The sequence below is a fragment of the Aurantibrevibacter litoralis genome, assembly GCF_034651555.1.
GTDB lineage: Bacteria > Bacteroidota > Bacteroidia > Flavobacteriales > Flavobacteriaceae > Aurantibrevibacter > Aurantibrevibacter litoralis.
Window position 1 is genome coordinate 1 of record NZ_JAYEEQ010000006.1, and the last position, 24,627, is coordinate 24,627.

A 24,627-nucleotide genomic window follows, 5' to 3' on the forward strand; every position below is an offset into this window, starting at 1 on the left:
TATAGAAAACACCGTGCCATATCCGTGCCCTGGGCAACTGCATCTGAAGTTCAATTAAAAAAACGGGGGATGGCTAAATAAATCAAAACCATTTCCGATTAGGTATGTTGTTATTGAGCCACCCATATTCAATCGACAAAAAGTGTCCTTCATTACTTCTGGGAACCACCGAAAAGCATGAAAAATATGCCCTTCAATCTAAAGATTCCCCGACCCTAGGGTCGGGGTTTCCTATTTACCTCTCCTTTGGAGCGATCGGAACTGTCTTTTTGCAGTTCCGGGTGAGGTGAAATACAAAATTTCGGATTTTGGCCCAAAGGCCAAAATGAAACTTGCGAAATACCCCTATGGCTTGCCTCGGGGATAGTCAGTTTCAAGAAATTTTTTATTTGAGCGGGAAACAAAAAAGTCTCTTAAAGAGACTTTTATAAATTGCTTTTTTTTGACTCTTTATGGGCTTGCGCAACAACTACCATTGTTGGCAATAGTTATTTTTCAATTGGCTTATCTACAATAACCCAATGAATTCAGCCAGACGGGCTAGTTTATTTTTGGGCATCGCTGCTAGGAGAACCCCTTTTTCTTTCGCCTAATTTCACCTCATTCCCTCCATAAAACAAGGTCATTTTCTTTAACACGTCTTTTAAAAAGGAAGACTTAGTAGTGCACTATTTCCTTTGGATCTTGAACGATCTCTGCCTTAAAAAGGGAACTAAAATGGCGCACCAGTTTCCGCTTTACCTCCACCAAATCTACCTGGGCAACACCTAATTCCACGTTCAAGGAAGTAACTGCCTTGCCCTTTATGCCACAGGGAATCATTAAATCAAAATAACCGAGATCTACATTCACATTCATAGCAAAACCATGCATGGTAACCCACCTGCTGGCTCGTACACCCATGGCGCATATTTTTCGTGCAAACGGCGTTCCCACATCCAACCAAACTCCAGTCTCTCCGGGAGACCGCTGCCCTTTAAGACCATAATCTGCCAAGGTTAAAATAACGGTTTCTTCTAAAAAGCGTAAATATTTATGGATATCTGTAAAAAAATTATCGAGGTCTAACAGCGGATACCCTACGATTTGCCCTGGTCCGTGATACGTAATATCCCCACCTCTATTCGTTTTAAAAAATTGTGCGCCTTTTTCATTCAACACAGCCTCATCGACCAACAAATTAGCAATATCACCACTTTTACCTATGGTGTATACGTGCGGATGTGCCACAAACAATAAATAATTTGGTGTTTCTAAGGTAATGGCCTCTCTTCTATTTCTTACTTTAATCGCCAACATTTCTTGAAAAAGCTGTTCCTGATAATCCCAGGCCTGCTTATAGTCCATTACCCCTAAATCTTTAAGTTGTACTTTTTTGTTCATGGTACAAAGATAAGGTTCCTGATGGGTAAAATGGTAGCCCCGTAGCCTTTTGACATAGCGATACCTAATCGGGTTTGTTTAAAATAACCAAGGCCGCAATAACGCCCGGCACCCAACCGCACAACGTAAGTAGAAATACAATAAAAATAGAACCGCAACCTTTCCCGATAACGGACAATGGCGGGAATATGATGGCCAAGACAACTCTCCAAAAACTCATAGTGTTCCTTTTTTAGGGGATAAAATCATATTTTTAAATTTATTTTGATAAAAAAAATAAAACTACGCTAAGATCGCCTGAACTCTAACCTAAATGGTAACGCCTCGCGCACTAAAAAATGGACGGAGAACCTACTTCTAAAACCCATTCTATTTTAGATATCAGACATTAAATAGCTGCATTTGTTACACAACTTACCCACAAAAATAAGGCATTACAAAATCATTAGAACCAAGATTGATAGATTTGCGAAGAGTAGCTATATTTGCAGGCTTAAAACCAAGGGTATGCAACTAACGGAGCAAGAGGTCATCAGAAGGGAAAAATTAACCAAATTGAGAGCATTGGGCATAAATCCATACCCGGCAGCATTATATCCTGTAGATGCCACTTCCAAAGACATAAAAGCTCATTTTGAGGAAGGAAAAAAGGTAACTATTGCCGGCAGATTGATGTCGCGAAGAATACAAGGTAAAGCTTCCTTTGCCGAGTTGCAAGACAGTGAAGGGCGCATACAAGTATATTTTAACCGTGATGAAATTTGCTCGGGTGAAGACAAAACACAATATAATGAGGTTTATAAAAAACTATTAGACATTGGCGATATCATTGGCGTTGAAGGGGTGCTGTTTACTACACAGGTTGGCGAAAAAACCGTATTGGTGAAGGGTTTTACATTGTTAAGTAAAGCACTCCGTCCCCTACCGCTTCCCAAAGTAGATACCGACGGTAAGATATATGATGAATTTAATGATCCGGAGCTCCGTTACAGACAACGTTATGTAGATTTAGTAGTAAATCCTGGGGTTAAGGAAACCTTTATTAAACGTACAAAAATTACCAATAGCATTCGCCAATTTTATAACGAACGGGGATATTTGGAAGTAGAAACCCCTATTTTACAACCCATACCAGGAGGTGCTGCAGCACGTCCCTTTTTAACACACCACAATGCGCTAAACATTCCTTTATATTTGCGAATTGCCAACGAATTATATCTAAAAAGATTAATAGTAGGCGGATTTGACGGGGTATACGAATTTTCAAAAGACTTCAGAAATGAAGGTATGGATCGTACACATAATCCGGAATTTACAGTGATGGAACTCTATGTAGCTTATAAAGACTATCATTGGATGATGGACACCACAGAGCAACTTTTGGAGAAAGTAGCTATCGATGCCAACGGCACCTCAAAAGTTACCGTGGGGAAAAACGAAATAGAATTTAAGGCTCCTTACGCAAGGGTTCCCATTCTGGAGGCTATAAAAACACATACGGGTTACGATGTTGCGGATATGTCTGAAAGTGAGCTTCGGGAAACGGCAAAAAAACTAGGCTTAGAAGTGGATGAACGCATGGGCGTAGGAAAACTAATAGATGAAATTTTTGGAGAGAAATGTGAGCACCATTATATACAACCTACCTTTATCATCGACTACCCTAAGGAAATGAGTCCCTTAACAAAAGAACATCGCTCTAATTCGGCCTTAACCGAACGCTTTGAACTAATGGTAAACGGCAAAGAATTGGCCAATGCGTATTCAGAGCTCAACGATCCCATAGAACAAAGAGCGCGTTTTGAAGAACAATTACGACTTTCTGAAAAAGGCGATGATGAAGCCATGTTTATAGATCAAGACTTTTTAAGAGCTCTAGAGTATGGTATGCCTCCTACCAGTGGTATTGGTATTGGGATAGATCGATTGGTAATGCTTCTAACCAATAACGCCTCCATTCAGGAAGTGCTCTTCTTTCCACAAATGAGACCCGAAAAAGCAGCTTTAGAACTTTCCGAAAATGAAAAAATTATTGTGGATCTCTTAAAACCCGAAAAACGACTTCCGTTAGTCCAATTAAAAGATTGTACAGGACTTAGCAACAAGGCTTGGGACAAAAGCTTAAAAAACTTAACCAAAATTGGATTGGTTACGGTGAGTAAAGAAGGTGAAGTCCTAGTTTGTACATTGCAAGATTAAAGCAGCCGAAGATCGTTTTTGCAAACGATCCGGAAACAAGCCTGCAAGGAATTACACCAAGCCTTCGAATTACGTTTGCACACCCGCCTAGCTGCGCATGCCGCAATGAATAGGATCGCTATGGGTAAGCGAACTTCAGCATTTTCAAATCTTCATTTTCGAGTAAAAGGTAACGCCTTTGCTTGGCAAAGGCGTTACGCTTGACTAACTCGCTAATTGAAAAATGAATTCTTTCTATTATAGACTTCATTCTTTTTAAATTGTTACAATAGATTCTTCTTTTTTGATGTTTTTTTGATCCGGCTTCATGGTAAAACGCTATTTCGTGGCGCAGGCAAAAAACGAAGTTCTCGACAAAAAGTAGATTAATCGGATCAACGAAAGTACTAAACTACACCCATGTAGTAGTTGATGCCGTTTCAAAGCAATTTGACAACATTTCCCTAAAAGCAACTAAAAATTGGTATACTTTAGAGATATGATTTAAAAAAAACAATGCCATGTCTTACAAACTAAAAAGTACATTATATTTCTTAGCCTTTGTTACCTCCTCCATCTTTTATATGTCATTTGATACTGCTGCTGGCACCCATGAAGGAAAAGAAATTGCAAAATCTAGTGTAGAAATTTTAGAGCAATCTGCTACTTTAACGCGATTGCTGGAATAATATAATCCCTATAAATCGTATAAAGCCCGGAAATATCCGGGCTTTTTTTGTTACATCCTTACGTTAAATTTATCCTAATCCTTTCCGCTTCATTAAACTTTATAAAACCTTCACAGTCCTAAGTACATAATCTTTAAAAAATAGAAATCATGAAAAACTTAGTTTTTACGCTGTTGTTCTTGGCCGCTATTTCTGCGGTAGGACAAGAAAACACCAGAGAAGGAAAATCGCATACCTCGAGCCATACAAAAATGACACCCGAACAAATGGCCATCTTGAGTACGAAGCAAATGACGCTAGCCTTAGAGCTGTCTAAAGAGCAACAAGGCAAAGTGGAAAAATTGAATTTAGAAAATGCAAAACTTCGGCAATCTAAAATGGAAGCCTACAAAACCAAAAAAGAATCCGGAGAAACGAAAAGACCCACATCGGAAGAACGTTTCGCAATGGCTAACAGCCGTTTAGATCATCAAATTGCTGTACAAGAGCAAATGAAACAGATTCTAAACAAAGATCAATTTGAAAAATGGAAAAGCATGAACCAAAGAAGCGGTAAGAAGCAAGGCCATCGCCATGGTTCTAGACATGATGGACGATATCCGAAAAGTAAACCCGGTAAAAGATAGTCTTCAGTGTCCACTACATTTTAGTAAAGCCATGTCTATGCGTGAAGCAAAGACATGGCTTTAATTTAGTTGATGCACAACACGTTCCAAAGCCGTTAGTGTAGCGTCAAGATCATCGTAAGACAAGGCATCATTTAAAAAATAGCTTTCGTATGCACTGGGCGGCAAATAGACTCCCTTAGCCAACATTCCATGGAAATAGGTTTTAAAATTTAGATTGTCGCCCAACTTTGCCGATTCAAAATCTACCACTTCTTCTGCTGTAAAATGAACCGAAATCATACTTCCAAAACGATTAATGGTATGTGCAATTTGTTGTTTTTGTAAAATTTCTGCCATCCCTTTATGCAGGTATTCGGTTTTGTCTGAAATACTTTTAAAAACACCTGGGTTCTCTTTTATGGCAGTTAGCATGGCTAGTCCAGCGCTCATGGCTAGTGGATTACCACTTAAAGTTCCCGCTTGGTACACCGGACCATCCGGAGCCAAATGTGCCATAATTTCTGCACGGGCAGCAAAAGCCCCCACGGGCAGACCTCCTCCTATAACCTTTCCAAAAGTGACTATATCTGCCGCAACACCTAAAACTTCCTGAGCACCGCCTTGAGCAAGACGGAAACCGGTCATTACCTCATCAAAAATCAATAAAATTTTTTCACGAGAACAAAGATCCCTTAGTCCCTTCATAAATTCTTCCTTTGGAATAATGCACCCCATATTGCCGGCGATAGGTTCTATAATAAGTGCTGCAATTTCTCCTTTATTGGCTTTCACCAAAGCTTCCACACTTTCCAAATTATTGTATTGTGCCAATAGGGTGTCTTTTGCAGTACCTTGAGTAACCCCCGGACTGTTTGGGCTTCCGAAGGTAACTGCGCCACTACCCGCTTGTATTAAAAAAGAATCGGAATGCCCGTGATAACATCCTGAAAATTTTATAATTTTTTCTTTGCCTGTAAATCCTCTGGCCAAACGTATGGCACTCATACAAGCTTCGGTGCCACTATTTACAAACCTAACCTTATCAATATTGGGTACCATGGAAACCACCAGTTCTGCAAGTTCGGTTTCTAGTGCGGTAGGAATCCCAAAAGAGGTGCCTTTTTTTGTAGCATGTATAACCGCTTCTACTACAGGGGCATACACATGCCCGAACAACAATGGTCCCCATGAAGAAATATAATCTATGAGTTTGTGTTCATCTTCGGTATACAAATAGGCGCCTTGGGCTTTTTGTACAAAAATGGGTGTACCCCCTACCGATTTAAAAGCTCGTACAGGTGAATTTACTCCGCCTGGAATCACCTTTTTGGCTGCCTCAAAAAGGGCACTGCTTCGCTGATATAACATTGCTGTTTATTTACTTTTAATGGTTTTAACGATAAGTTCTTGCCCAATGGAAAGCCCTGTATCTTTCATTTTATTCAATTTCATTAATTCCTCTACGGAGACATAATACCGCCTCGAGAGCGAATATAAGGTATCGCCCTTCTGCACCGTGTGTGTGGTAAAATCAAATTCTTTAGGTACTTTTTGTACTACAGTGCCTTTGGACAAAATATGCGCATCATAGCGATCTAACTTGTACTGTTCTATAAAAGAAATTAATTTTTGTGGATACCGTTTATCGGTGGCATAACCTGCCTTGCTGAGTCCTTTGGCCCACCCGTGGTAATCATCGCTCGCAAGGTCGAAAAGAAAAGCATAACGCGCACGCGAGGATAAAAATTCGCTATGATCTCTAAAGGAATACATAGGATGATTGTATTTGCGAAAGCACTCTCCCTTCTCATCATCGTCGTGATAATCAAAGTCTCCGTTCCATCCGGTGTGACATTTTATCCCAAAATGATTATTGGTACGCTGTACAAGATTGCTGCGTCCGGCACCACTTTCTAATATGCCTTGTGCTAAGGTAATACTAGCCGGGATACCATACGCTTTCATTTCAAACTGAGCAATTTCTGCAAAAGTTTCTATATACTCTTCTACAGAGGCAATAGGAAATTTTACAAATTTCCCTGTATCTACAGGCAATAGGTAATCCGAATCATGGGCTGTATTGCTTCCTTCGCTCGGCTTACTTTGAACTATCGTTTGGGTTGTGCTCGATTTCCTTTTGGCTGCTATTTTCTTTTTAGAGCCACAACCTGTACCTATAACGGCAACAAGAAACAAAAACGCCAATCTCCTAATCATACGTGTAATAATGGTAACTTTTTAGTTTTTAATACCTTATTTATACCCGCAACACCCTGTAAGCCACCGCTATGGATCGCTAGTATTTTGGCACCGCTTGGAAAACGTTTCTTTTTTATAAGGTCTACAATGCCATACATCATTTTACCGGTATAAATTGGTTCTAACGGGATTCCCGTTCCTTCCCTAAAAGAATTTATAAAAGCAATTAATTCCTGCGAAACTTTGGCATAACCTCCAAAATGATACTTGGTCTGTAAACTCCAATTCTTCTTTACCGCAAAATTACAAATATCTTTTTGCAAAAAATCCCCTTTCAGCGCCGGAAATCCTAAAATATGCTGATGCGCTTTTGCCGCATTGATGATACCGGCCATGGTACCACCGGTGCCCACGGCACAACAAATGAAATCAAAATCAGCATCTTCGGGTACTAAAATTTCCTCACATCCTTTTACGGCCAATGCATTAGTCCCGCCTTCTGGAAGCAAATAGAAAGAACCGAATTCCTGATACAAATAACTATGAAAATCGGGACTTTCCTTATGCGCATACTGGGCACGCGAAACAAACTTGAATACCATTCCATATGCTTTTGCCTTAACCAAAGTGGGGTTGTCTTGCCATTTTACAGCCAATTCTTCGCCTCTAATGACGCCCACGGTCCGTAGACCATGTTCATGCCCGGCACAAGCCGTTGCAATAATATGGTTAGAATACGCACCGCCAAAAGTAAGTAATGTGCTGTAACCTAAGTTCTCAGCTTCCTTAATATTGTATTTTAACTTATGGTATTTGTTTCCTGAAATAACAGGATGGTTACGGTCTTCCCTTTTAATAAAGAGCGACACCTTATGATCTTCCAAAAGTGGTAATACAATATGCTGATTGTTACTCTTCATGGGGTGCTAATTACCCCAAAGATACCCAATAAAACAAAATGATTTTCGCCCGTTAAGATACCCTAAGTTATATTCATTGTTGTACGCCTCGCGCTCAAAACTAATATTGAGATAAGCCTGCTTCGCATTCCGATACCAACAAAGTTTTAACAACCACTCTAGTATATAAAGAATATAGAAAGGGAAGATCAAAAGCTCTTGTTGTTGTTTTAAGTGAATTCGCTCGTGGTTTAGAAGTACCGAATCTTGCCTATACTTCATTTCTTTTATAATGATAAAAGGCCACAGCGAAAGACCTACATAATTTTTGAAGAAAAAATGTCTAAAAACAACTACCATACTTTTTTCATAAAATACAAATTACGTCGCAAAAAAAAAGTACCCACTCAACAGTGGTATCATACCTGACCCTTAAAAGGGTGGGCACTTGTTAAATTAATGGTTAAAAATAAGACTATTGTATCATATATAATCAATAAAAACTAACTTTAGTGTTAGCCAACCTTTTTAGAAATAGATAAAAAGGAGACTTGCGTAACGTAAATGAAGAAACGAATAGTAACCGATGGCGCTTTTTGCATTTAGATGAAAGAGATAATTCCCTTAGAACCCGGAGATTTTTATCTGTCCCCGGAGGGTTATAAAGTTTTTACAGCTCAATTTCTTTTAAAAAGGGGCTATTGTTGCGAAAGTAATTGTAGACATTGCCCTTACGGCTTTGATCCAAAGAAATAGCAACAACTTAAAACTCGCTATTTGGCATGATTTTTGAAATTATTTTTAAGAGTTTTTAACATAAAAATTACCGCTATGAAAAAATTAAAAATTTTAGCAGCACCCTTACTTCTGCTTTTTCTGTTGACTTCTTGTGGCTCGTCGGTTCGTGTTTTAGCCGATTATGATAAGGAGGCTAATTTCAACAATTTTAAAACCTATGCCTTTTTCAAAACAGGAATAGATAAAGCGCAAATATCCGATCTGGATAAAAAAAGAATTCTTAGTGCCATAGAATCTGAGATGGAGGCAAGGGGGTTTATAAAATCTAACGATCCGGATATTTTGGTGAGTATCTTTACCAAAGAGCGGGAACGAGTAGATGTTTACAACAATTATTGGGGTGGTGGTTTTTATGGCCCCGGATTTTTTGGTGGCGGCTTTTATGGCCGGGGTTTGTATGGCTTTGGATATAATCCATGGCTTTGGGGAGGTCCGTTTGGTTATGGAGGAAATGCCGTTAGCACCAGTACCGAAGGTTCCCTTTATATAGATCTTATTGACGCTAGAAGGAAAGAATTAGTGTGGCAAGGAAGAGGCGTTGGTACGCTCAATAATATAAAAAAGGTAGAAAAGAAAGAAGAGCGCATTAAAGAATTTGTTTCCGAAATTTTGCAGGCATATCCCCCTGTGGTTATTGCAGCCATAAACTAATGAAAACCGCCAAATGGCGGTTTTTTTTGTGAGAAGCATGCTATAAATTGTACACCATTCATTTTGTACCTTTATGTAGCTAATAAAGAGATTCTTATGTCCTATACGAGCAATCCGATCCTCGACAAGCTTCCAAAACACCTGAGGCAATACATAAAACCTCAAAACTATGAGACATACTCTGCTGTGGACCAAGCGGTATGGCGTTATGTAATGCGAAAAAATCGAAATTATTTAAGTCGGGTAGCACATGCCTCCTATGTAGAAGGATTGCAAAAAACCGGCATTGCCATAGAATATATTCCCAACATGTATGGCATGAACCGAATTTTAAAAGACATTGGTTGGGCAGCGGTTGCCGTAGATGGTTTTATTCCCCCGGCTGCATTTATGGAATTTCAGGCCTATAATGTACTCGTTATTGCCTCCGACATTCGACAATTAGAACACATAGAATACACGCCCGCACCGGATATTATTCATGAAGGTGCCGGACATGCCCCTATCATTGCCAATCCGGAATATGCAGAATATCTACGACGCTTCGGGGAAATTGGAAGCAAGGCCATTTCCAATGCAAAGGATTATGAAATATACGAAAGTGTAAGACGATTGTCTATCCTAAAGGAGTCTGCAGACGCTTCAGAAATGGACGTCATCCAAGCAGAAATACAAATTGAAGCGTTGCAACAAAATATGGGGAAACCAAGCGAAATGGCACTCCTTCGCAATTTGCATTGGTGGACGGTAGAATACGGCCTCATTGGAACGCCAGATCATCCTAAAATATACGGCGCAGGTTTATTGTCCTCTATAGGAGAAAGTGCCTGGTGCCTTACCGAGAAGGTACAAAAAATACCTTACAGCGTTAAAGCTGCCCACACCGCCTTTGACATTACCAAACCACAACCCCAACTGTTTGTTACACCAGATTTTGCGTTTTTGAGTGAAGTTTTAGAGGAATTTGCCCAAACCATGGCCTTGCGCACAGGTGGATTGGCAGGTCTAGAGAAGCTCATAGCCTCTAATGCTCTTGGTACGGTAGAGTTAAGTACAGGATTACAAATATCGGGGCATTTTACAGAGGTTATCACATATAACAACAATCCGGTATTCCTGAAAACCAATGGAAAAACGGCCTTATCTTACAGAGAAAAAGAACTGGTTGGGCATGGCACTAAAAACCATCCGAATGGATTTGGATCGCCCATAGGCAAGCTCAAGGGTATCAATTTAGCCATTGAAAATATGAGTCCACGCGATCTTAAAGCCTATACTATTTATGAAGGTGAAACCGTTACGTTGGAATTTGAGGGCGATGTCATTGTGAGTGGAAAAATCGTTACCGGCACACGAAACCTTAAAGGCAAAATCATACTGATTACCTTTGCCGACTGCATTGTTACACACCAAGGTGCCGTTCTTTTTAAATCCGATAACAACCTTTACGTTATGGCTGTAGGAGAAGCTATTGTGTCTTGTTTTAACGGCCCGGCAGATTTCAACAGTTTCGATTTAAGTACACATGAATTAACGTCGACCACCATAAAACAAAAAAAGTCCGCAGCAAGCAATGCCCTAGATCGTTTGTATTGTCAAATACGAGATTACAGAGAAGGCAGAAACACTACAATTTCTCGTAATAAGGTTTTTCAAGAACTTAAATTGAAGCACCCTACAGATTGGCTTTTGTCGGTAGAATTGTATGAATTGGCCAAAAAAAATGAGGATACCGTCTTTGCAGCAGAAATTAATGAGCATCTAAATACCGTGAAACAATGTCGTCCGGAAGTAGGACAATTAATAGATGACGGACTTGCGCTAGTTGATGGGAATTTCGTTAGTAAGGCGTAACTCTTCAGGACTGGTTATGGGTATTTCCCCATAAACCAAACGCCACCCCAATGAATTGGTTAGAATATAAAATTTGGATAACTCACTTATCAATCTATTTTCGGCATTGGTTTTAAGCGATGAAAACTCGATCTTTTTCAGGAGCGATGCCCGTACATTTTGGTTTATTTTGTTGTAGTCATCGGCCTTAAAAGGATTAAAGTAGTCTGCCGTAATATCGTAATATTCAAAATCCGGATTCAATTTTATTTCCGGTTCCGGAATGCTTAGAATTTTTAGGGTTTTGTTGGGCGCATCAATCTCAAATTTAATGTTACTGAGATCATAAGCCACCATAACCTCGGCATTTACCACCACCAAAGCATTTTTATCTGCCGTAAATAAAGAACCAAATACCTGTTGCGAATCTTTATAACTATACACTTCTGCAAAATGTCCTTCGGTTACAATAAGTTTGGACACATTTTCAATCTGCTGCTGTATCAGCATACTGTTTTCCTTTAAAATCGACTTTTCCCTTTTATCATCGCTACACGAGCGAATAACAAAAACGAAGGCCAAGGCAATCAACGCCCCATAAATAATTTTTTTCATCGTAACCAATATTTACAACCACCTAACAATAAAGCATTTAAATGTATTTGTTTTTTGTTCTTTAGTGAACCGGCAATTACATACCTGATCCTTGAAAATCCATAAACGGGTAATCCTCTTTTAAATTCGAGATTTTCTGTGCTATGCCCTTTTTAAAGGTCTGATAGGCCTCCGATTCTGCATGAAACGGTCTGTGATTCAAGCCTTTCTGAATACCATCTACCACTTCCATAATGGGATAACTAGGTTCCGAAATCCAACTTTTTTTAAACTTTTCCCAAATATATGCCACAGCAAGACGATTAGGATGCACCATATCTTCGGCATAAAATCGATAATCGCGAAGTTCATCCATCATGATTTCATAACTCTCGAAATAGGATACCACTTCGCTGAAATGCGCTTGTTGTACAATGTGGTGTAAGGCCGAAATTATATGTGCTTTACTCCGCTGATTCTCTACAAATCCATCCTTTAAATGGCGTACCGGCGAAACGGTACCTATAAAATGAACAGCCGGATTCATGTTTCGTATTGCTTCTATAATACGAGATATACTATTTTCAATTTCTTCAATATTCAGAAGTTCTTTCGTAAATTCGCTTTGTGGCACTTTATGGCAATTGGCTACCCATTGGTTAAATGCTTTATGCCGATACACCCAAGCCGTACCTATACTGATCACAATATGCGTTGCTGTTGCGCATTGTTGAAAAGTATGCTGCAATTGGGTGTTCAGGTTTTCAAGCAACCGCTCTTTATGCGTATCACTCATATCGGAATGCGCATCAAAACAGTGCCATTGTTCATTGCGAAAAAAAAGATCGTTTTCCGTGTACGGTTCCCTTTGAATGGCTCTTAATATCAACCGTTCTATAGCCTTGGGATGAAATAGTATTCCGAAAGGATTCTGAACAGATTGAAACTTATAGTACCGTAATTTAGCCCCAATATGCGTTGCAAAACAAGAACCAAGCACTAACAGCCTGCTCGTGTAATCGATCCGATTTTTGGACGGCATTAATGGCACCTGTGTTTGAAGTTTCATCTGTTTTTTCTTAAAAAGGGGGTATTACACCTAAAAAGAGAAATCTGCTATAGCGTGGCTTAACCTACATAATCCTTGGCCTTTGCCAACGCATTGGGGATACCCGCCGGATGCTTACCTCCCGCAGTGGCGAAAAAAGGTTGCCCCCCGCCGCCACCTTGAATATATGTCCCAAGCTCACGAACTACAGTAGCTGCATTGAAATTTTGTTGCGTTACCAATTCTTTAGAAATATAGCACGATAAAAGTGCCTTGTTGCCCTGATCGGATGCCAATATTAAAAATAAATTCTCACGGTTTTGACCCATTTCAAAAGAAAGATCCTTTATTCCTGCCGCATCTACATCTATTTGCTTCGCCAAAAACAGTATACCGTTTACTTCTTCTAGTTCATTACACAAATCTTCTTTTACCCTTTTCGCCTTTTCCTTTAACAATTCGGCAAGCTGCTTTTTTAATTCGGTATTCTCTTCCTGCAAGGCTACGACCGACTTTAGTGGATCCTGCGCATTATGAAGTACATCCTTAATTTCATAAAGGGTTCGGTTATTTTCAAAATAAAAATCCTTTACGGCGTCTGATGTTATGGCCTCTATTCTTCGTATTCCGGCTGCCACCGCACCTTCAGATTTAATTTTAAAATGCCAAATATCTGCCGTATTCTGTACATGGGTGCCCCCGCATAGTTCTATAGATTTCCCAAAGCGCACCGTACGTACCGTATCGCCGTATTTCTCTCCGAACAAGGCCATAGCACCTTCATTTAAGGCCTCTTGCATGAGAATATTCCTTTTTTCTTGCATGGGTAATTGTCCTTCGATACGGGCATTCACAAAGTTTTCTACAGCCCGCAATTCATCAACCGATAATTTAGCAAAATGTGAAAAATCGAATCGCAGGTATTTTGAATTTACGGCAGAACCCTTTTGCGCTACATGGACTCCCAAAATTTCTCGTAACCCCTGATGCAACAAGTGCGTAGCCGTATGATTGCATGCGGTGCGTTGGCGTTGCTTTTTATCAACAATAGCTCTTAGCACGCTGCCCTTAGTAATCTCGGGTAAATTCTTAGAAAAATGAATAATTTCGTTGTTTTCCCTCTTGGTGTCCTCTATATAAACGACATCGCCATTGGGAAACTCCAAATACCCCTTATCGCCAACTTGTCCTCCTCCCTCTGGATAAAAAGGTGTTGGATTTAGCACAAATTGATACTGTTCTCCTTCTTTGGAAGAGTTTATTTTTCTGTATTTTACCAATTGTACGTCGGCTTCGAGCGTATCATACCCCACAAAATCTTGCCCACTACTCGGTTGTACATTAACCCAATCTTCCTTAGAAATCTCAGATGCCGAGCGCGATCGTTCCTTTTGTTGCAATAACGCAGCGTGAAACCCTTTTTCATCTAAATCATATCCGCGCTCATGTAGAATGAGTGCGGTTAAATCTATAGGGAAACCAAAAGTATCATACAACTCAAACGCTTTTTTTCCATCCACTCGCTTTCCTTTGACAGTAGCTAAAACATTATCTAACAACACCAATCCATGCGCTAAGGTGCGCAAAAATGAATGTTCTTCTTCCTTAATGACATTTTCTATGAGTTGTCGTTCCTTTTGCAATTCCGGAAAAGCGGTACCCATAGTTTCTGTAAGCACTTTCACTAAACGATACATAAATGGTTCCTTGGTTCCTAAAAAAGTAAAACCATAACGAATAGCCCTTCGCAGAATTCGCCGTATAACGTAGCCTGCACCGGTATTGCTTGGCAATTGCCCATCTGCAATCGCAAAGGCAACCGCACGGATATGGTCTGCCACAACTCTAATGGCAATATCTTCCTTTTCGGCCTTTCCGTAGGTCGTATTTGTAATGGTTTCAATTTCTCGGATAATAGGCACGAAAATATCCGAATCGTAACTGGATTGCACCCCTTGCAAGACCATACACAACCTTTCGAAACCCATACCGGTATCTACATGTTTTGCAGGTAGATTTTCCAGTTGCCCGTCGGCCTTTCGGTTATACTGCATAAATACCAAATTCCATATCTCTACCACCTGAGGATGATCCTTATTTACCAAAGCTGCCCCGGGTATTTTTTCCCTTTCTGCATTTGGCCGGATATCTACATGGATTTCTGAACAGGGTCCGCAAGGTCCCTGATCTCCCATTTCCCAAAAATTATCCTTTTTGTTTCCAAATAAGATTCGGTCTTCCGGAACAATTTTTTTCCAAATAGCCAGTGCTTCAGTATCTTGTTTTAGGTTATCGGCGTCGGTACTACCCTCAAAAACGGTGATGTACAATCGATCTTTATCTATGTTAAAAACGGCTGTAAGTAGTTGCCAAGCCCATGTAATTGCCTCTTCTTTAAAATAATCACCAAAACTCCAATTGCCCAACATCTCAAACATGGTATGATGGTAGGTATCCTTTCCTACCTCTTCCAAATCATTGTGCTTACCACTTACACGAAGACATTTTTGGGTATCCACAATGCGCTTGCTTTTGGGTGTACCAATACCTAAAAAATATTCTTTAAATTGGTTCATCCCGGCATTGGTAAACATCAAGGTGGGGTCATCCTTAATCACCATAGGGGCAGAAGGCACAATAGTATGATTTTGCCTTTCAAAAAATTCTAAAAATTGGGTTCTTACTTCGCTGGATTTCATGTAAATTGGTAAGCTTTTTATAATTTTAACAGTTTAAGCAAAACAATTTTTATATTTGTGTGTTTTGAGAAAACGAAAGCACAAAAATAGGATAAAATCCATTTATGTCTAAGGTAAAATATTATTACGACCCGGATACCCTTTCTTATCGAAAGATAGAACCAAAAAAGTCGAGGAAGTACAGCTTTGCTGCTTTGTTTGTTTTGGGTTCTTTTCTTTCAGGATTTTTGGGGCTTGTGGTGCTACTCAACACCAATTTAGTGAACACACCAAGAGAACTTTCCTTACAGAGAGAGGTAAAAAACTATGAATTTCAATTTGAGCTTTTGAACAAGAAAATGGAGCAAATTGAACAAGTTCTTGACAATATTGAGCATAGAGACAACAGCATTTACCGTGTTTATTTTGAAGCTAATCCTATCCCTGAAGAACAACGTCGCGCCGGTTTTGGGGGCGTTAACCGGTACAAGACGCTTGAGGGATTTAACAATTCGGAAATGATTATGGCAACCACAAAGCGTATGGATGTCATTCAAAAACAAATGGTGATACAATCCAAATCCTTGGATGAGATTACCAAATTAGCCGAAGAAAAAGAAAAACTACTTGCGGCCATCCCGGCCATACAACCTATTAATAATGATGACCTTACGAGGATGGCTTCCGGATATGGATGGCGATCAGATCCATTTACAAAGGCTCGAAAAATGCATTGGGGAATGGATTTTACAGCACCTCAGGGCACTCCCATTTATGCTAGCGGAGACGGAAAAGTAATACGCGCCGACAATAACTCATCGGGTTATGGCAAACATATACGAATAGAACACGGCTATGGATACATAAGCCTTTACGGTCATTTAAGTCAGTACAATGTTCGTATAGGACAAAAAGTAGAACGAGGAGATATTATTGGCTTTGTCGGGAGCACCGGGCGTTCAGAAGCACCTCACTTGCATTATGAGGTTTGGAAAGAGGAAGAACGCATAAACCCCATAAACTTCTATTACGGAAGTTTAACGGCCGAAGAGTTTGAAAATATGTTGAAAATAGCCACTCAAGAAAACCAATCTTTGGATTAATGCATATTGATATTCCAGAAAAAAGATATTACGGCATTGGTGAGGTAGCTCGTGCTTTTGGTGTAAATACCTCTTTAATCCGATTTTGGGAAAAGGAATTCGACGTGCTAAAACCAAAGAAAAACGCCAAAGGCAATCGGAAATTTACCCCTCAAGACATTAAAAACTTACAGTTGATATTTCATTTGGTAAAAGAACGGGGCTTCACGCTTGAAGGCGCCAAAACCCACCTTAAAGAAGAAAAGCAAAAAACCTTATCGAACTTTGAAGTCATCCAAAAATTAGAACGAGTTAAAGCTGAACTCATCAAAATAAAAAACCAATTATAACACTAACTTTAATAACATCACTATGAAAAAATGGATCATCCCTGTACTGATAATTGCTGTAGTGGCTTTTGGACTCTATCAATGGGCGGTAGGTTTTAACAATACGGCCATAAAACTAAATGAAAACGTAAGTGAAAGTTGGGGAAATGTGCAAACGGCCTATCAAAGAAGAAATGATCTTATCGGCAATCTGGTAAAAACAGTACAAGGTGCGGCCGACTTTGAGCGCAATACCCTAAAAGATGTTATTGATGCACGAGCCAAAGCTACTTCTGTAAGCATAGACCCTACAAATATTACTCCCCAACAGTTGGCGCAATTTAATGAAGTGCAGGGAGGACTTAGCGGTGCCTTAAGCCGATTATTGGTTACTGTGGAGCGCTATCCGGATTTAAAAGCCAATCAAAATTTCTTAAAATTACAAGACGAACTTACAAGTACGGAAAATACGATACAGACGGCTCGAGTTCGCTTTAACGAAGCTATTAAGCCCTACAATACGCATGTAAAAACATTTCCAAACAGCGTTCTTGCCGGTTGGTTTGGATTTGATGATAAGCCCTATTTTGATTCGGAAGCCGGGGCAGAAAAACCGGTAGAAGTCGATTTTAACTTTAATTAAAATGTCAAAGGTCGAAGATTTTCTTACTGCCTCTGAGGAAAACGATATTGTAAAAGCCATATGCGAAGCGGAAAAAAAGACTTCAGGAGAAATTCGTGTGCATTTAGAATCGTTTACCGATAAACCTCCCTTAGCGCGTGCCAAAGAACTTTTTCATACCTTAAAAATGGATAATACAAAGGACGGCACAGGGGTTCTTTTTTATGTAGCCGTCACAAACAAATCGTACGCCATTGTGGGCGATCATGGCATACACAGCAAAGTACCCAAGGACTTTTGGGAATCAATTAAAGCACAAATGCACGTACATTTTAGTAAAGGAAAATTTAGTCTGGGGATCATAGAAGGGATACGCATGGCTGGCGAAAAATTACAAGCACATTTCCCATGGCAAAAGGGAGATGAAAATGAACTCACGAATGAACTCTCAAAAGGATAAAATGAGCGTATCACTGCGGTGTCTTTTTTATCTCATTTTCGGTATTGTTACAATTTCTACAACAACGGGGCAGTTTACCGTGCCCCCAAAACCTGCAACTCAAAGCAGTGTTTATGATGAAGCCGACCTACTCAACACGGCGCAAGAACAAGCCTTAAAACAAAAATTGTTGCGTTATGCTGACAGCACCTCTACCCAAATTGTAGTGTATATTGTACCCACGATAAAAGGAGAAAACATAGGGCTTTTAGCTGCCCGTTGGGCACATGAATGGGGCGTTGGACAGGCAGATAAGGACAATGGCGTTTTTATACTGCTCGCTTTTAAGGAGCGACATGTTTGGATTGCTCCGGGCTATGGGGTAGAACACAAATTAACGGCCGGCATTACCGGAGAACTTGTTCGCAACGTAATTATTCCCGAATTTAAGGTAGGCGATTATTATGCCGGTTTAGATAAAGGAACCAATGCCATTATCCAAATTCTTCAAGGCACCTATGCCGAAGATCGGTCTTTTGGGCCCAATGACACCTTCCCATTCGCATCCTTTTTACCTTTTATCATTTTTATTATTGTTATTATTATTCTCTCTAATCGCGGTCGTGGACAAGGCGGTGGAAACCGTGGCAGAAGATCGGGTCCAAGTCTTTTAGATATGATTATTCTCAGCAATATGGGTCGCTCTTCAGGCGGTGGTTTTGGAGGCGGTTCCCGTGGTGGTGGCTTTGGAGGTGGTGGTTTCGGGGGCGGCTTTGGAGGTGGCGGTTTTAGCGGAGGAGGTGCCGGAGGCAGTTGGTGATGAGAGTAAGTCGAAAGTTTCTGGTTTTCGGTTTCAAGATTTTTTTAAACTTTCAACCATCAACAGACAACCATCAACAGACAACGATCAACAGACAACGATCAACAGACAACCATCAACAGACAACGATCAACAGACAACCATCAACAGACAACGATCAACAGACAACCATCAACCAACAACTAATCGCTACTTCTTCCGCATAAAAATAGTGATGGGTACGCCAGAAAAATTAAACTCCTCTCTTAATTTATTTTCCAAAAAACGTTTATACGGATCCTTAACATATTGGGGAAGATTGCAGAAAAAAGCAAATTGAGGGTATTCTGTAGGCAATTGGGTGCAGAATTTAATCTTTACATACTTTCCCTTATACGCAGGTGGCGGATTGTTTTCAATGATAGGGAGCATGAGATCATTTAATTTACGGGTAACAATTTTCTGCGCACGATTTTGGTAGACCTGAACCGCTGTTTCTATAGCCTTAAAAATACGCTGCTTTGTTAGTGCCGACATAAAAATTATGGGAACATCGGTAAAAGGTGCTGTCGCTTCTTTTATCTTTTGTGTGTAGTGCTTTGTGGTATTGGTTTCCTTGTTTTCTACCAAATCCCACTTGTTTACTAAAATAACGATTCCTTTATTGTTGCGCTGCGCCAACCAGAAAATATTTTCTACCTGCCCGTCGAACCCTCGCGTTGCATCTAACACTATTAAGCACACATCGCAGTGTTCTATAGCACGTACAGACCGCATTACTGAATAGAATTCCAGATCTTCTTTCACTTTAGCCTTTCTGCGGATACCGGCCGTATCAACCAAATTGAACTCGAACCCAAACCGACTGTATTTGGTATCTATGCTATCTCTGGTGGTGCCGGCAATGTCGGTTACAATATACCGCTCTTCATCGATGAGGGCATTGATAAATGATGATTTACCGGCATTAGGTCTTCCTACCACCGCAAAACGAGGTAAATCTTCAACAACCGTTTCCTTTTCGGGCAATACCGCTACAAGCGCATCCAGCAATTCGCCGGTGCCACTACCGTTCATGCTAGACAGGGTAAAATATTCTCCTAAGCCCAAGGCATAAAACTCTACGGCATCTTTCTCTCTTTGGGAATTATCGACTTTATTTATGGTTAAAAAAACAGGCTTTTTTACTTTTCTCAATAGTCTAGCTACATCTTCATCCATTCCGGTAATACCGGTTTCCACATCAACCATAAAAATGATGGCATCGGCTTCATCAATAGCCAGTTCTACTTGCTTATCAATTTCCTTTTCAAAAACATCATCACTGCCTAAGACATATCCACCGGTATCAATCACCGAAAATTCGGTACCATTCCAATCACTTTTTCCGTAATGACGATCTCTTGTAACACCACTAACTGCATCTACAATGGCTTCTCTGCGTTGAATAAGTCGATTAAATAACGTAGATTTCCCCACATTTGGCCTGCCTACAATAGCTACAATTGCACTCATATATTTTAATTTTCTGCAAAAGTACCATTAAAATCTGAAGTAAGTCCATCCTCGCAGGAATACCAAAATACCGGTAGCTACAAAAGTGAAAAAAAGTGATTTTTTAGGATATAGGAAGGAGTATCTGCACAAATCTGCAGTTCACGAATGCTACTTATCATTAACAACTTTTGCCAAATAACTTTTCTTGTCGCCGGTAAGATAAGGTTCGCCGGCACTTCTTTGCCGTATTACTTTCACAGGGACGCCGTAGGCAACTACGTAAGGCTGTATGTCTGTAACCACCAAGGAACCGGCACCAATTACGGTTTGTTCGCCAACGGTAATGTTTTCTATGATGTTTGCGCCAAGACAGATTGCCGAAAATTTACCCAACACAAAATTCCCTCCGGTGCAAACCCTTGGCGCTAGACTAGAAAAATTGTTCATTCTACTGTCATGACCAAGAGAGGCATTGGTATTAATAATACAAAAATCGCCCACCCAAGAGTTGCAATTTACTATTACGCCCGGCATTATAACCGAGCCCCGACCAATATGCGCCCCTTTTCCGATGGTGGCACTAGGATGCACCACGGTAATATATTGAAAATTAGGAGCCAATTTAGCAATCTTAGCCACCAATTCCTGACGAATCCAATTATTGCCTATAGCAATTATGCCTCCATATACATTGTGCTTTTCAATGAGGTAAGGAATCTCGTACTCGCTACCCAGAATATCCAAACCATTATGTTTTTTACCCTTTTTTTTATAGGAATCGATGTATCCTATAACCTTGAATAGGCCTTCTTTCTCAATACAATCGAGAACAACACTCCCATGGCCGGAGGCACCAATTATTACGATATTCTTCATTCGTCGATTATTTTTGCCGTTCATCGATGATTTAAAGATATAAATAGTTCTGTCAGAATTCCAAGAAATGGAGGTGTTTTCGACGTAATAGAAGGCGATTTTAATTATTAAATTGATTTACAACCATTTAAAAAATTACGTCCGAGCATCAACTATACAAATTGAAGCATACTTTGCGTGTACAAAAAAACCTACGGCCACAAGACGACCGCAACTTGGAATGAAGTCTGACAACTGAAATTTAAGGAAGCCTAAAGTTATTCTCAAAACCATTTCTATAGTTCGGTATAAAATAGTATCTTTTGATGTTTCTAACGAGGTACACCAATGACACCAAAAATTAATGATTTGGCTTTACGGCCTCGGTTTCAAAGAGAAATTAAAAAACCCAAAGCTTTCCTTTTAGATGTATTCGAAAAAAGTCAACAATCGCCCTTTATTGTTTCTAGGGTAGATGATCATGTGTTTTTACGATTTAATAAAAAGAACAGTCATTTTTGGTCGCCCCAATTGCATCTAGAAATTGTAGAAAAAAACGAAGAAAGTTGTACTATTCACGGTCTTTTTGGTCCAAATCCTACCTTATGGACATTTTTTATGTTCGTGCATTTTGGGGTGGCCACCTTATTTATTGCCCTGGGTGTTTGGCTGTATTCTAATCTTGCGTTGCAAAAGCCTTACGGACTGCAACTTACCGCAATGGTTATGCTAATCGTAATTTGGTTTGCCCTTTATTTTTTTGGAAGAGTTGGGCGACATAAAGGAAAGCCTCAAATGAACGCATTGAATGCGTTTATGAAATCCGTTCTAGAGCCCTAAATTTAGCGCCGATTGTACCCAAAACGTTTTAATTGGTTTGCATCGCTACGCCAATTTTTATTGACTTTTACATACATTTCCATGTGAACTTGCTTGTCGAAGAATTTTTCTAAATCCTTTCGTGCCGCTACGCCTACCCTTTTTAAGGCCTCACCCTTATGTCCAATAATAATCCCCTTTTGGGAATCTCGCTCTACCATGATCATCGAACGCATTCGTATAATGGCATCATCCTCAAAAAATTCTTCGGTCTCTATCTCTACCGAATAGGGAATTTCCTTTTTGTAATAGTGTAGAATTTTTTCCCGAATAATTTCATTCACAAAAAAACGTTCCGGCCTATCTGTTAATTGATCTTTTGGATAAAACGGAGGCGACAGGGGTAAGAGCTCTAAAATACGATGAAAAACCTCTTTTACATTAAAATTTTGCAGGGCAGATATGGGATGTATTTCAGCCTTTGGCAATTGTTCTTGCCAATACTGCACTTGAGTTTCCAATACAGATTGCTCCGAAATATCAATTTTATTCAACAAAACCAATACCGGAATTTCGCTGCGCTGTATTTTTTCGAAGAAGCGTTCATCTTTCAATGAAGTTTCACCAATCTCGACCATATAGAGCAATATATCGGCGTCTTCAAAGGCCGATTTTACAAAATCCATCATAGAAGATTGCAGCTCATAGGCGGGCTTTATGATTCCCGGAGTATCTGATAAAATCATCTGAAAATCGTCACCGTTAACAATGCCTAAAATACGATGTCTTGTGGTTTGTGCTTTGGAAGTAATAATAGAGAGTTTCTCGCCCACAAACGCATTCATCAAGGTAGATTTTCCTACATTGGGATTCCCTATAATATTTACAAATCCCGCTTTATGTTCCATTTCTTAGTTTTGAAAAATACAGTTTCATTTCCATATTTACCCTTGGTGCCAAGTAAACAACCGCGATCATGTTGGGGATGCACATAAGTGCATACGCCAAATCTATTAAATTGATGACCAAATCTACCGAAGCTACTGCGGCAAAGGTAATGGTTGCTACGTAATATATATTGAATAATTTCCCAATTTTGATATTCGTTAAATAGGTCAGACATTTTGTGCCGTAATACGAATAGGTAAAGAGCGTAGATAAAGCAAACGCCGAAACGATGATCATTAATAAAATATGGCCATAACCGTAAAGCGATTTTTCAAAAGCATAGAGTGTCATTGCAATACCATTTCCATCAGCTTCCAAATACGCCCCACTCAGAATTATTATTACTGCGGTCATGGTACACACAATTATAGTGTCTATAAACGGTCCCAACATGGCCACTAGACCCTCTTGTATAGGTTCGTTTGTTTTGGATTGCCCATGATACATAGGCGCACTACCCAGACCCGATTCATTAGAAAATACGGCGCGGCGTACGCCTAAAATAACCAAACCCCAAAACCCTCCTTTTAGGGCCGTATTAAAATCAAAAGCCTCTGTCACAATAAGCTTTAATGATGGGATAATATTTGCTGCATCGGCCACCATAATGACCACGACCGCCCCAAAATATAACAGTACCATAAAAGGAACAATGGCCGTTGCCACTTTAGCTATTTTTTTTAGTCCTCCAAAAATTACAAACGAAGTGAGTATAGATAGTAAGATTCCAATGATCAGTTTCCAATTAAACGCTCCTAAGGCCATTATTGAAGTGTCGGGCTCTACTACACTCATAAAGGTTTGTGTAAATTGATTTACCGTAAACACCCCAAGAAAACCCACAAGCCCTGCCACACAAAAAAAAACGGCCAAGGGCCTCGCTTTTTTACCCATTCCTTGAGTAATGTAATACATTGGCCCTCCCTGTAAATTGCCTTGTACGTCTCTTTCGCGAAACATAATCGACAAACTACAGGAATAAAACTTAATACACATGCCAATGAGTGCTGTTATCCATATCCAAAAAACTACCCCAGGACCGCCATAATAGATGGCTATCGCTACTCCCGATATATTGCCGAGACCCACTGTGGCCGCTACTGCCGAGGAGAGTGCTTGCAAATGACTTACATCGCCCGGATCATCGGGGTTGTCATATTTGCCAGCCGTAATAGCGATGGCGTGTTTAAAATATCTATACGGCAATAAACGGGAATAAAAGACAAGATATATGCCCCCTCCGATTACAAAAAAAAGCATTATCCATTCCGAAAAAGGAATAATGGCCTTAAGAAAATTATTGATAGCTTCCATACGTTTATAAAGCCCTAAAGTAGTTAATTTAATTTTTATCGTTGGGGTTCAAAAAATAATATCGGCATTCATTTGGATTAGACTAAAAAACGATTGTATCTTTGTAGCCCAACACGGAGGTAACAACAAAATCCTTCGACTTCGCTCAGGACAGGGTACCTACTCGACTGAACGGAAAAATGAAAATAGCCTGCCTTTAACGGCATTTGAACATATATCGCGGGATAGAGCAGTAGGTAGCTCGTCGGGCTCATAACCCGAAGGTCACTGGTTCGAGTCCAGTTCCCGCTACAAGGAAAAGAGAACTAATTTTACGGTTCTCTTTTCTTGTTTAAAGTAGTTTGTGGTGTTTGACGATTACTACG

26 protein-coding genes and 1 tRNA gene are annotated in these 24,627 nt (G+C 39.9%); 13 read left to right on the plus strand and 14 right to left on the minus strand.

Going from position 1 to position 24,627, the window contains the following annotated elements; translation table 11 throughout:
- Positions 1-215: 215 nt before the first annotated feature.
- The 3 genes from U1E44_RS06725 to U1E44_RS06735 form a co-directional block, all read right to left on the minus strand.
- Positions 216-377, minus strand: a complete 162-nt coding sequence (locus tag U1E44_RS06725; RefSeq protein WP_322930295.1) for a hypothetical protein — start codon at positions 375-377, stop codon at positions 216-218.
- Between the two features lie 280 nt (positions 378-657).
- A complete protein-coding gene (gene lipB, locus U1E44_RS06730) occupies positions 658-1,383 on the minus strand; it encodes a lipoyl(octanoyl) transferase LipB (RefSeq protein WP_322930296.1) in 726 nt (241 codons plus the stop codon).
- A gap of 64 nt (positions 1,384-1,447) precedes the next feature.
- Complete coding sequence (locus U1E44_RS06735; protein ID WP_322930297.1) at positions 1,448-1,603, minus strand: YqaE/Pmp3 family membrane protein; 156 nt, start codon at positions 1,601-1,603, stop codon at positions 1,448-1,450.
- A gap of 287 nt (positions 1,604-1,890) precedes the next feature.
- Here U1E44_RS06735 and lysS point away from each other — a divergent pair, with 287 nt between their 5' ends.
- From lysS to U1E44_RS06750, 3 genes are all read left to right on the plus strand, one after another.
- Entirely contained in the window at positions 1,891-3,582 is a 1,692-nt protein-coding gene (lysS, locus tag U1E44_RS06740; RefSeq protein ID WP_322930298.1) for a lysine--tRNA ligase, read from the plus strand.
- A 500-nt stretch (positions 3,583-4,082) separates the two neighbouring features.
- Positions 4,083-4,250 (plus strand): hypothetical protein, encoded by a 168-nt coding sequence (locus U1E44_RS06745; protein WP_322930299.1) that lies wholly within the window; start codon positions 4,083-4,085, stop codon positions 4,248-4,250.
- 149 nt (positions 4,251-4,399) lie between these two features.
- Complete coding sequence (locus U1E44_RS06750; protein ID WP_322930300.1) at positions 4,400-4,876, plus strand: hypothetical protein; 477 nt, start codon at positions 4,400-4,402, stop codon at positions 4,874-4,876.
- Positions 4,877-4,936: 60 nt separating this feature from the next.
- Here U1E44_RS06750 and hemL read toward each other — a convergent pair whose 3' ends face one another.
- The 4 genes from hemL to U1E44_RS06770 are packed head-to-tail and all read right to left on the minus strand — an operon-like array spanning position 4,937 to position 8,238.
- Positions 4,937-6,226: a glutamate-1-semialdehyde 2,1-aminomutase gene (gene hemL / locus U1E44_RS06755; protein ID WP_322930301.1), complete on the minus strand. Its 1,290-nt coding sequence runs from the start codon at positions 6,224-6,226 to the stop codon at positions 4,937-4,939.
- Between the two features lie 6 nt (positions 6,227-6,232).
- Positions 6,233-7,075 carry a glucosaminidase domain-containing protein gene (locus tag U1E44_RS06760; RefSeq protein WP_322930302.1) on the minus strand — a complete coding sequence of 281 codons (843 nt, stop codon included), beginning with the start codon at positions 7,073-7,075 and terminating at the stop codon, positions 6,233-6,235.
- Positions 7,072-7,977, minus strand: coding sequence for a 1-aminocyclopropane-1-carboxylate deaminase/D-cysteine desulfhydrase (locus U1E44_RS06765; RefSeq protein ID WP_322930303.1), 906 nt, complete (start codon positions 7,975-7,977; stop codon positions 7,072-7,074). The genes U1E44_RS06760 and U1E44_RS06765 overlap by 4 nt, the downstream gene beginning before the upstream one ends.
- Before the next feature lie 6 nt (positions 7,978-7,983).
- Complete coding sequence (locus U1E44_RS06770) at positions 7,984-8,238, minus strand: hypothetical protein (protein WP_322930304.1); 255 nt, start codon at positions 8,236-8,238, stop codon at positions 7,984-7,986.
- Positions 8,239-8,562: 324 nt separating this feature from the next.
- Between U1E44_RS06770 and U1E44_RS16765 the strand changes: the two genes are divergently transcribed.
- The 3 genes from U1E44_RS16765 to U1E44_RS06780 all read left to right on the plus strand — a co-directional run bounded on the left by U1E44_RS16765 (position 8,563) and on the right by U1E44_RS06780 (position 11,259).
- Positions 8,563-8,712 carry a DUF5522 domain-containing protein gene (locus U1E44_RS16765; RefSeq protein WP_323673859.1) on the plus strand — a complete coding sequence of 50 codons (150 nt, stop codon included), beginning with the start codon at positions 8,563-8,565 and terminating at the stop codon, positions 8,710-8,712.
- A 75-nt stretch (positions 8,713-8,787) separates the two neighbouring features.
- Positions 8,788-9,405 carry a DUF4136 domain-containing protein gene (locus U1E44_RS06775; protein WP_322930305.1) on the plus strand — a complete coding sequence of 206 codons (618 nt, stop codon included), beginning with the start codon at positions 8,788-8,790 and terminating at the stop codon, positions 9,403-9,405.
- A 96-nt stretch (positions 9,406-9,501) separates the two neighbouring features.
- Positions 9,502-11,259 (plus strand): aromatic amino acid hydroxylase, encoded by a 1,758-nt coding sequence (locus tag U1E44_RS06780; RefSeq protein ID WP_322930306.1) that lies wholly within the window; start codon positions 9,502-9,504, stop codon positions 11,257-11,259.
- Here U1E44_RS06780 and U1E44_RS06785 read toward each other — a convergent pair.
- The 3 genes from U1E44_RS06785 to alaS all read right to left on the minus strand — a co-directional run bounded on the left by U1E44_RS06785 (position 11,227) and on the right by alaS (position 15,579).
- Positions 11,227-11,853: a DUF4230 domain-containing protein gene (locus tag U1E44_RS06785; RefSeq protein WP_322930307.1), complete on the minus strand. Its 627-nt coding sequence runs from the start codon at positions 11,851-11,853 to the stop codon at positions 11,227-11,229. The genes U1E44_RS06780 and U1E44_RS06785 overlap by 33 nt on opposite strands.
- Before the next feature lie 76 nt (positions 11,854-11,929).
- On the minus strand, positions 11,930-12,901 hold the full coding sequence (locus tag U1E44_RS06790) for a GSCFA domain-containing protein (protein ID WP_322930308.1): 972 nt from the start codon (positions 12,899-12,901) through the stop codon (positions 11,930-11,932).
- 59 nt (positions 12,902-12,960) lie between these two features.
- The gene (gene alaS / locus U1E44_RS06795) at positions 12,961-15,579 is read right to left on the minus strand and encodes an alanine--tRNA ligase (RefSeq protein ID WP_322930309.1); all 2,619 of its coding nucleotides are present in this window, start codon (positions 15,577-15,579) and stop codon (positions 12,961-12,963) included.
- Between the two features lie 104 nt (positions 15,580-15,683).
- Here alaS and U1E44_RS06800 point away from each other — a divergent pair, with 104 nt between their 5' ends.
- The 5 genes from U1E44_RS06800 to U1E44_RS06820 are packed head-to-tail and all read left to right on the plus strand — an operon-like array spanning position 15,684 to position 18,850.
- Complete coding sequence (locus U1E44_RS06800) at positions 15,684-16,661, plus strand: M23 family metallopeptidase (protein WP_322930310.1); 978 nt, start codon at positions 15,684-15,686, stop codon at positions 16,659-16,661.
- Positions 16,661-16,990 (plus strand): MerR family transcriptional regulator, encoded by a 330-nt coding sequence (locus U1E44_RS06805; protein ID WP_322930311.1) that lies wholly within the window; start codon positions 16,661-16,663, stop codon positions 16,988-16,990. Before U1E44_RS06800 ends, U1E44_RS06805 begins: the two co-directional genes overlap by 1 nt.
- A gap of 22 nt (positions 16,991-17,012) precedes the next feature.
- Positions 17,013-17,612, plus strand: a complete 600-nt coding sequence (locus tag U1E44_RS06810) for a LemA family protein (protein ID WP_322930312.1) — start codon at positions 17,013-17,015, stop codon at positions 17,610-17,612.
- A 1-nt stretch (position 17,613) separates the two neighbouring features.
- Positions 17,614-18,051, plus strand: coding sequence for a TPM domain-containing protein (locus U1E44_RS06815; RefSeq protein ID WP_322930313.1), 438 nt, complete (start codon positions 17,614-17,616; stop codon positions 18,049-18,051).
- Position 18,052: 1 nt separating this feature from the next.
- A complete protein-coding gene (locus U1E44_RS06820; protein ID WP_322930314.1) occupies positions 18,053-18,850 on the plus strand; it encodes a TPM domain-containing protein in 798 nt (265 codons plus the stop codon).
- Positions 18,851-19,039: 189 nt separating this feature from the next.
- Here the strand turns inward: U1E44_RS06820 and der are convergent, their stop codons facing one another.
- Both der and U1E44_RS06830 read right to left on the minus strand, forming a co-directional pair.
- Entirely contained in the window at positions 19,040-20,344 is a 1,305-nt protein-coding gene (gene der, locus U1E44_RS06825) for a ribosome biogenesis GTPase Der (protein WP_322930315.1), read from the minus strand.
- A gap of 150 nt (positions 20,345-20,494) precedes the next feature.
- On the minus strand, positions 20,495-21,202 hold the full coding sequence (locus U1E44_RS06830; RefSeq protein WP_322930316.1) for an acetyltransferase: 708 nt from the start codon (positions 21,200-21,202) through the stop codon (positions 20,495-20,497).
- Positions 21,203-21,529: 327 nt separating this feature from the next.
- Here U1E44_RS06830 and U1E44_RS06835 point away from each other — a divergent pair, with 327 nt between their 5' ends.
- Positions 21,530-22,021 (plus strand): hypothetical protein, encoded by a 492-nt coding sequence (locus U1E44_RS06835; RefSeq protein ID WP_322930317.1) that lies wholly within the window; start codon positions 21,530-21,532, stop codon positions 22,019-22,021.
- A 2-nt stretch (positions 22,022-22,023) separates the two neighbouring features.
- Here the strand turns inward: U1E44_RS06835 and era are convergent, their stop codons facing one another.
- Together era and U1E44_RS06845 are read right to left on the minus strand one after the other, a co-directional pair.
- Positions 22,024-22,908 (minus strand): GTPase Era, encoded by an 885-nt coding sequence (gene era / locus U1E44_RS06840; RefSeq protein ID WP_322930318.1) that lies wholly within the window; start codon positions 22,906-22,908, stop codon positions 22,024-22,026.
- On the minus strand, positions 22,898-24,262 hold the full coding sequence (locus U1E44_RS06845) for an alanine/glycine:cation symporter family protein (RefSeq protein WP_322930319.1): 1,365 nt from the start codon (positions 24,260-24,262) through the stop codon (positions 22,898-22,900). Before U1E44_RS06845 ends, era begins: the two co-directional genes overlap by 11 nt.
- Positions 24,263-24,480: 218 nt before the next feature.
- Between U1E44_RS06845 and U1E44_RS06850 the strand changes: the two genes are divergently transcribed.
- Positions 24,481-24,553, plus strand: a tRNA-Met gene (locus U1E44_RS06850).
- Positions 24,554-24,627: the final 74 nt, after the last annotated feature.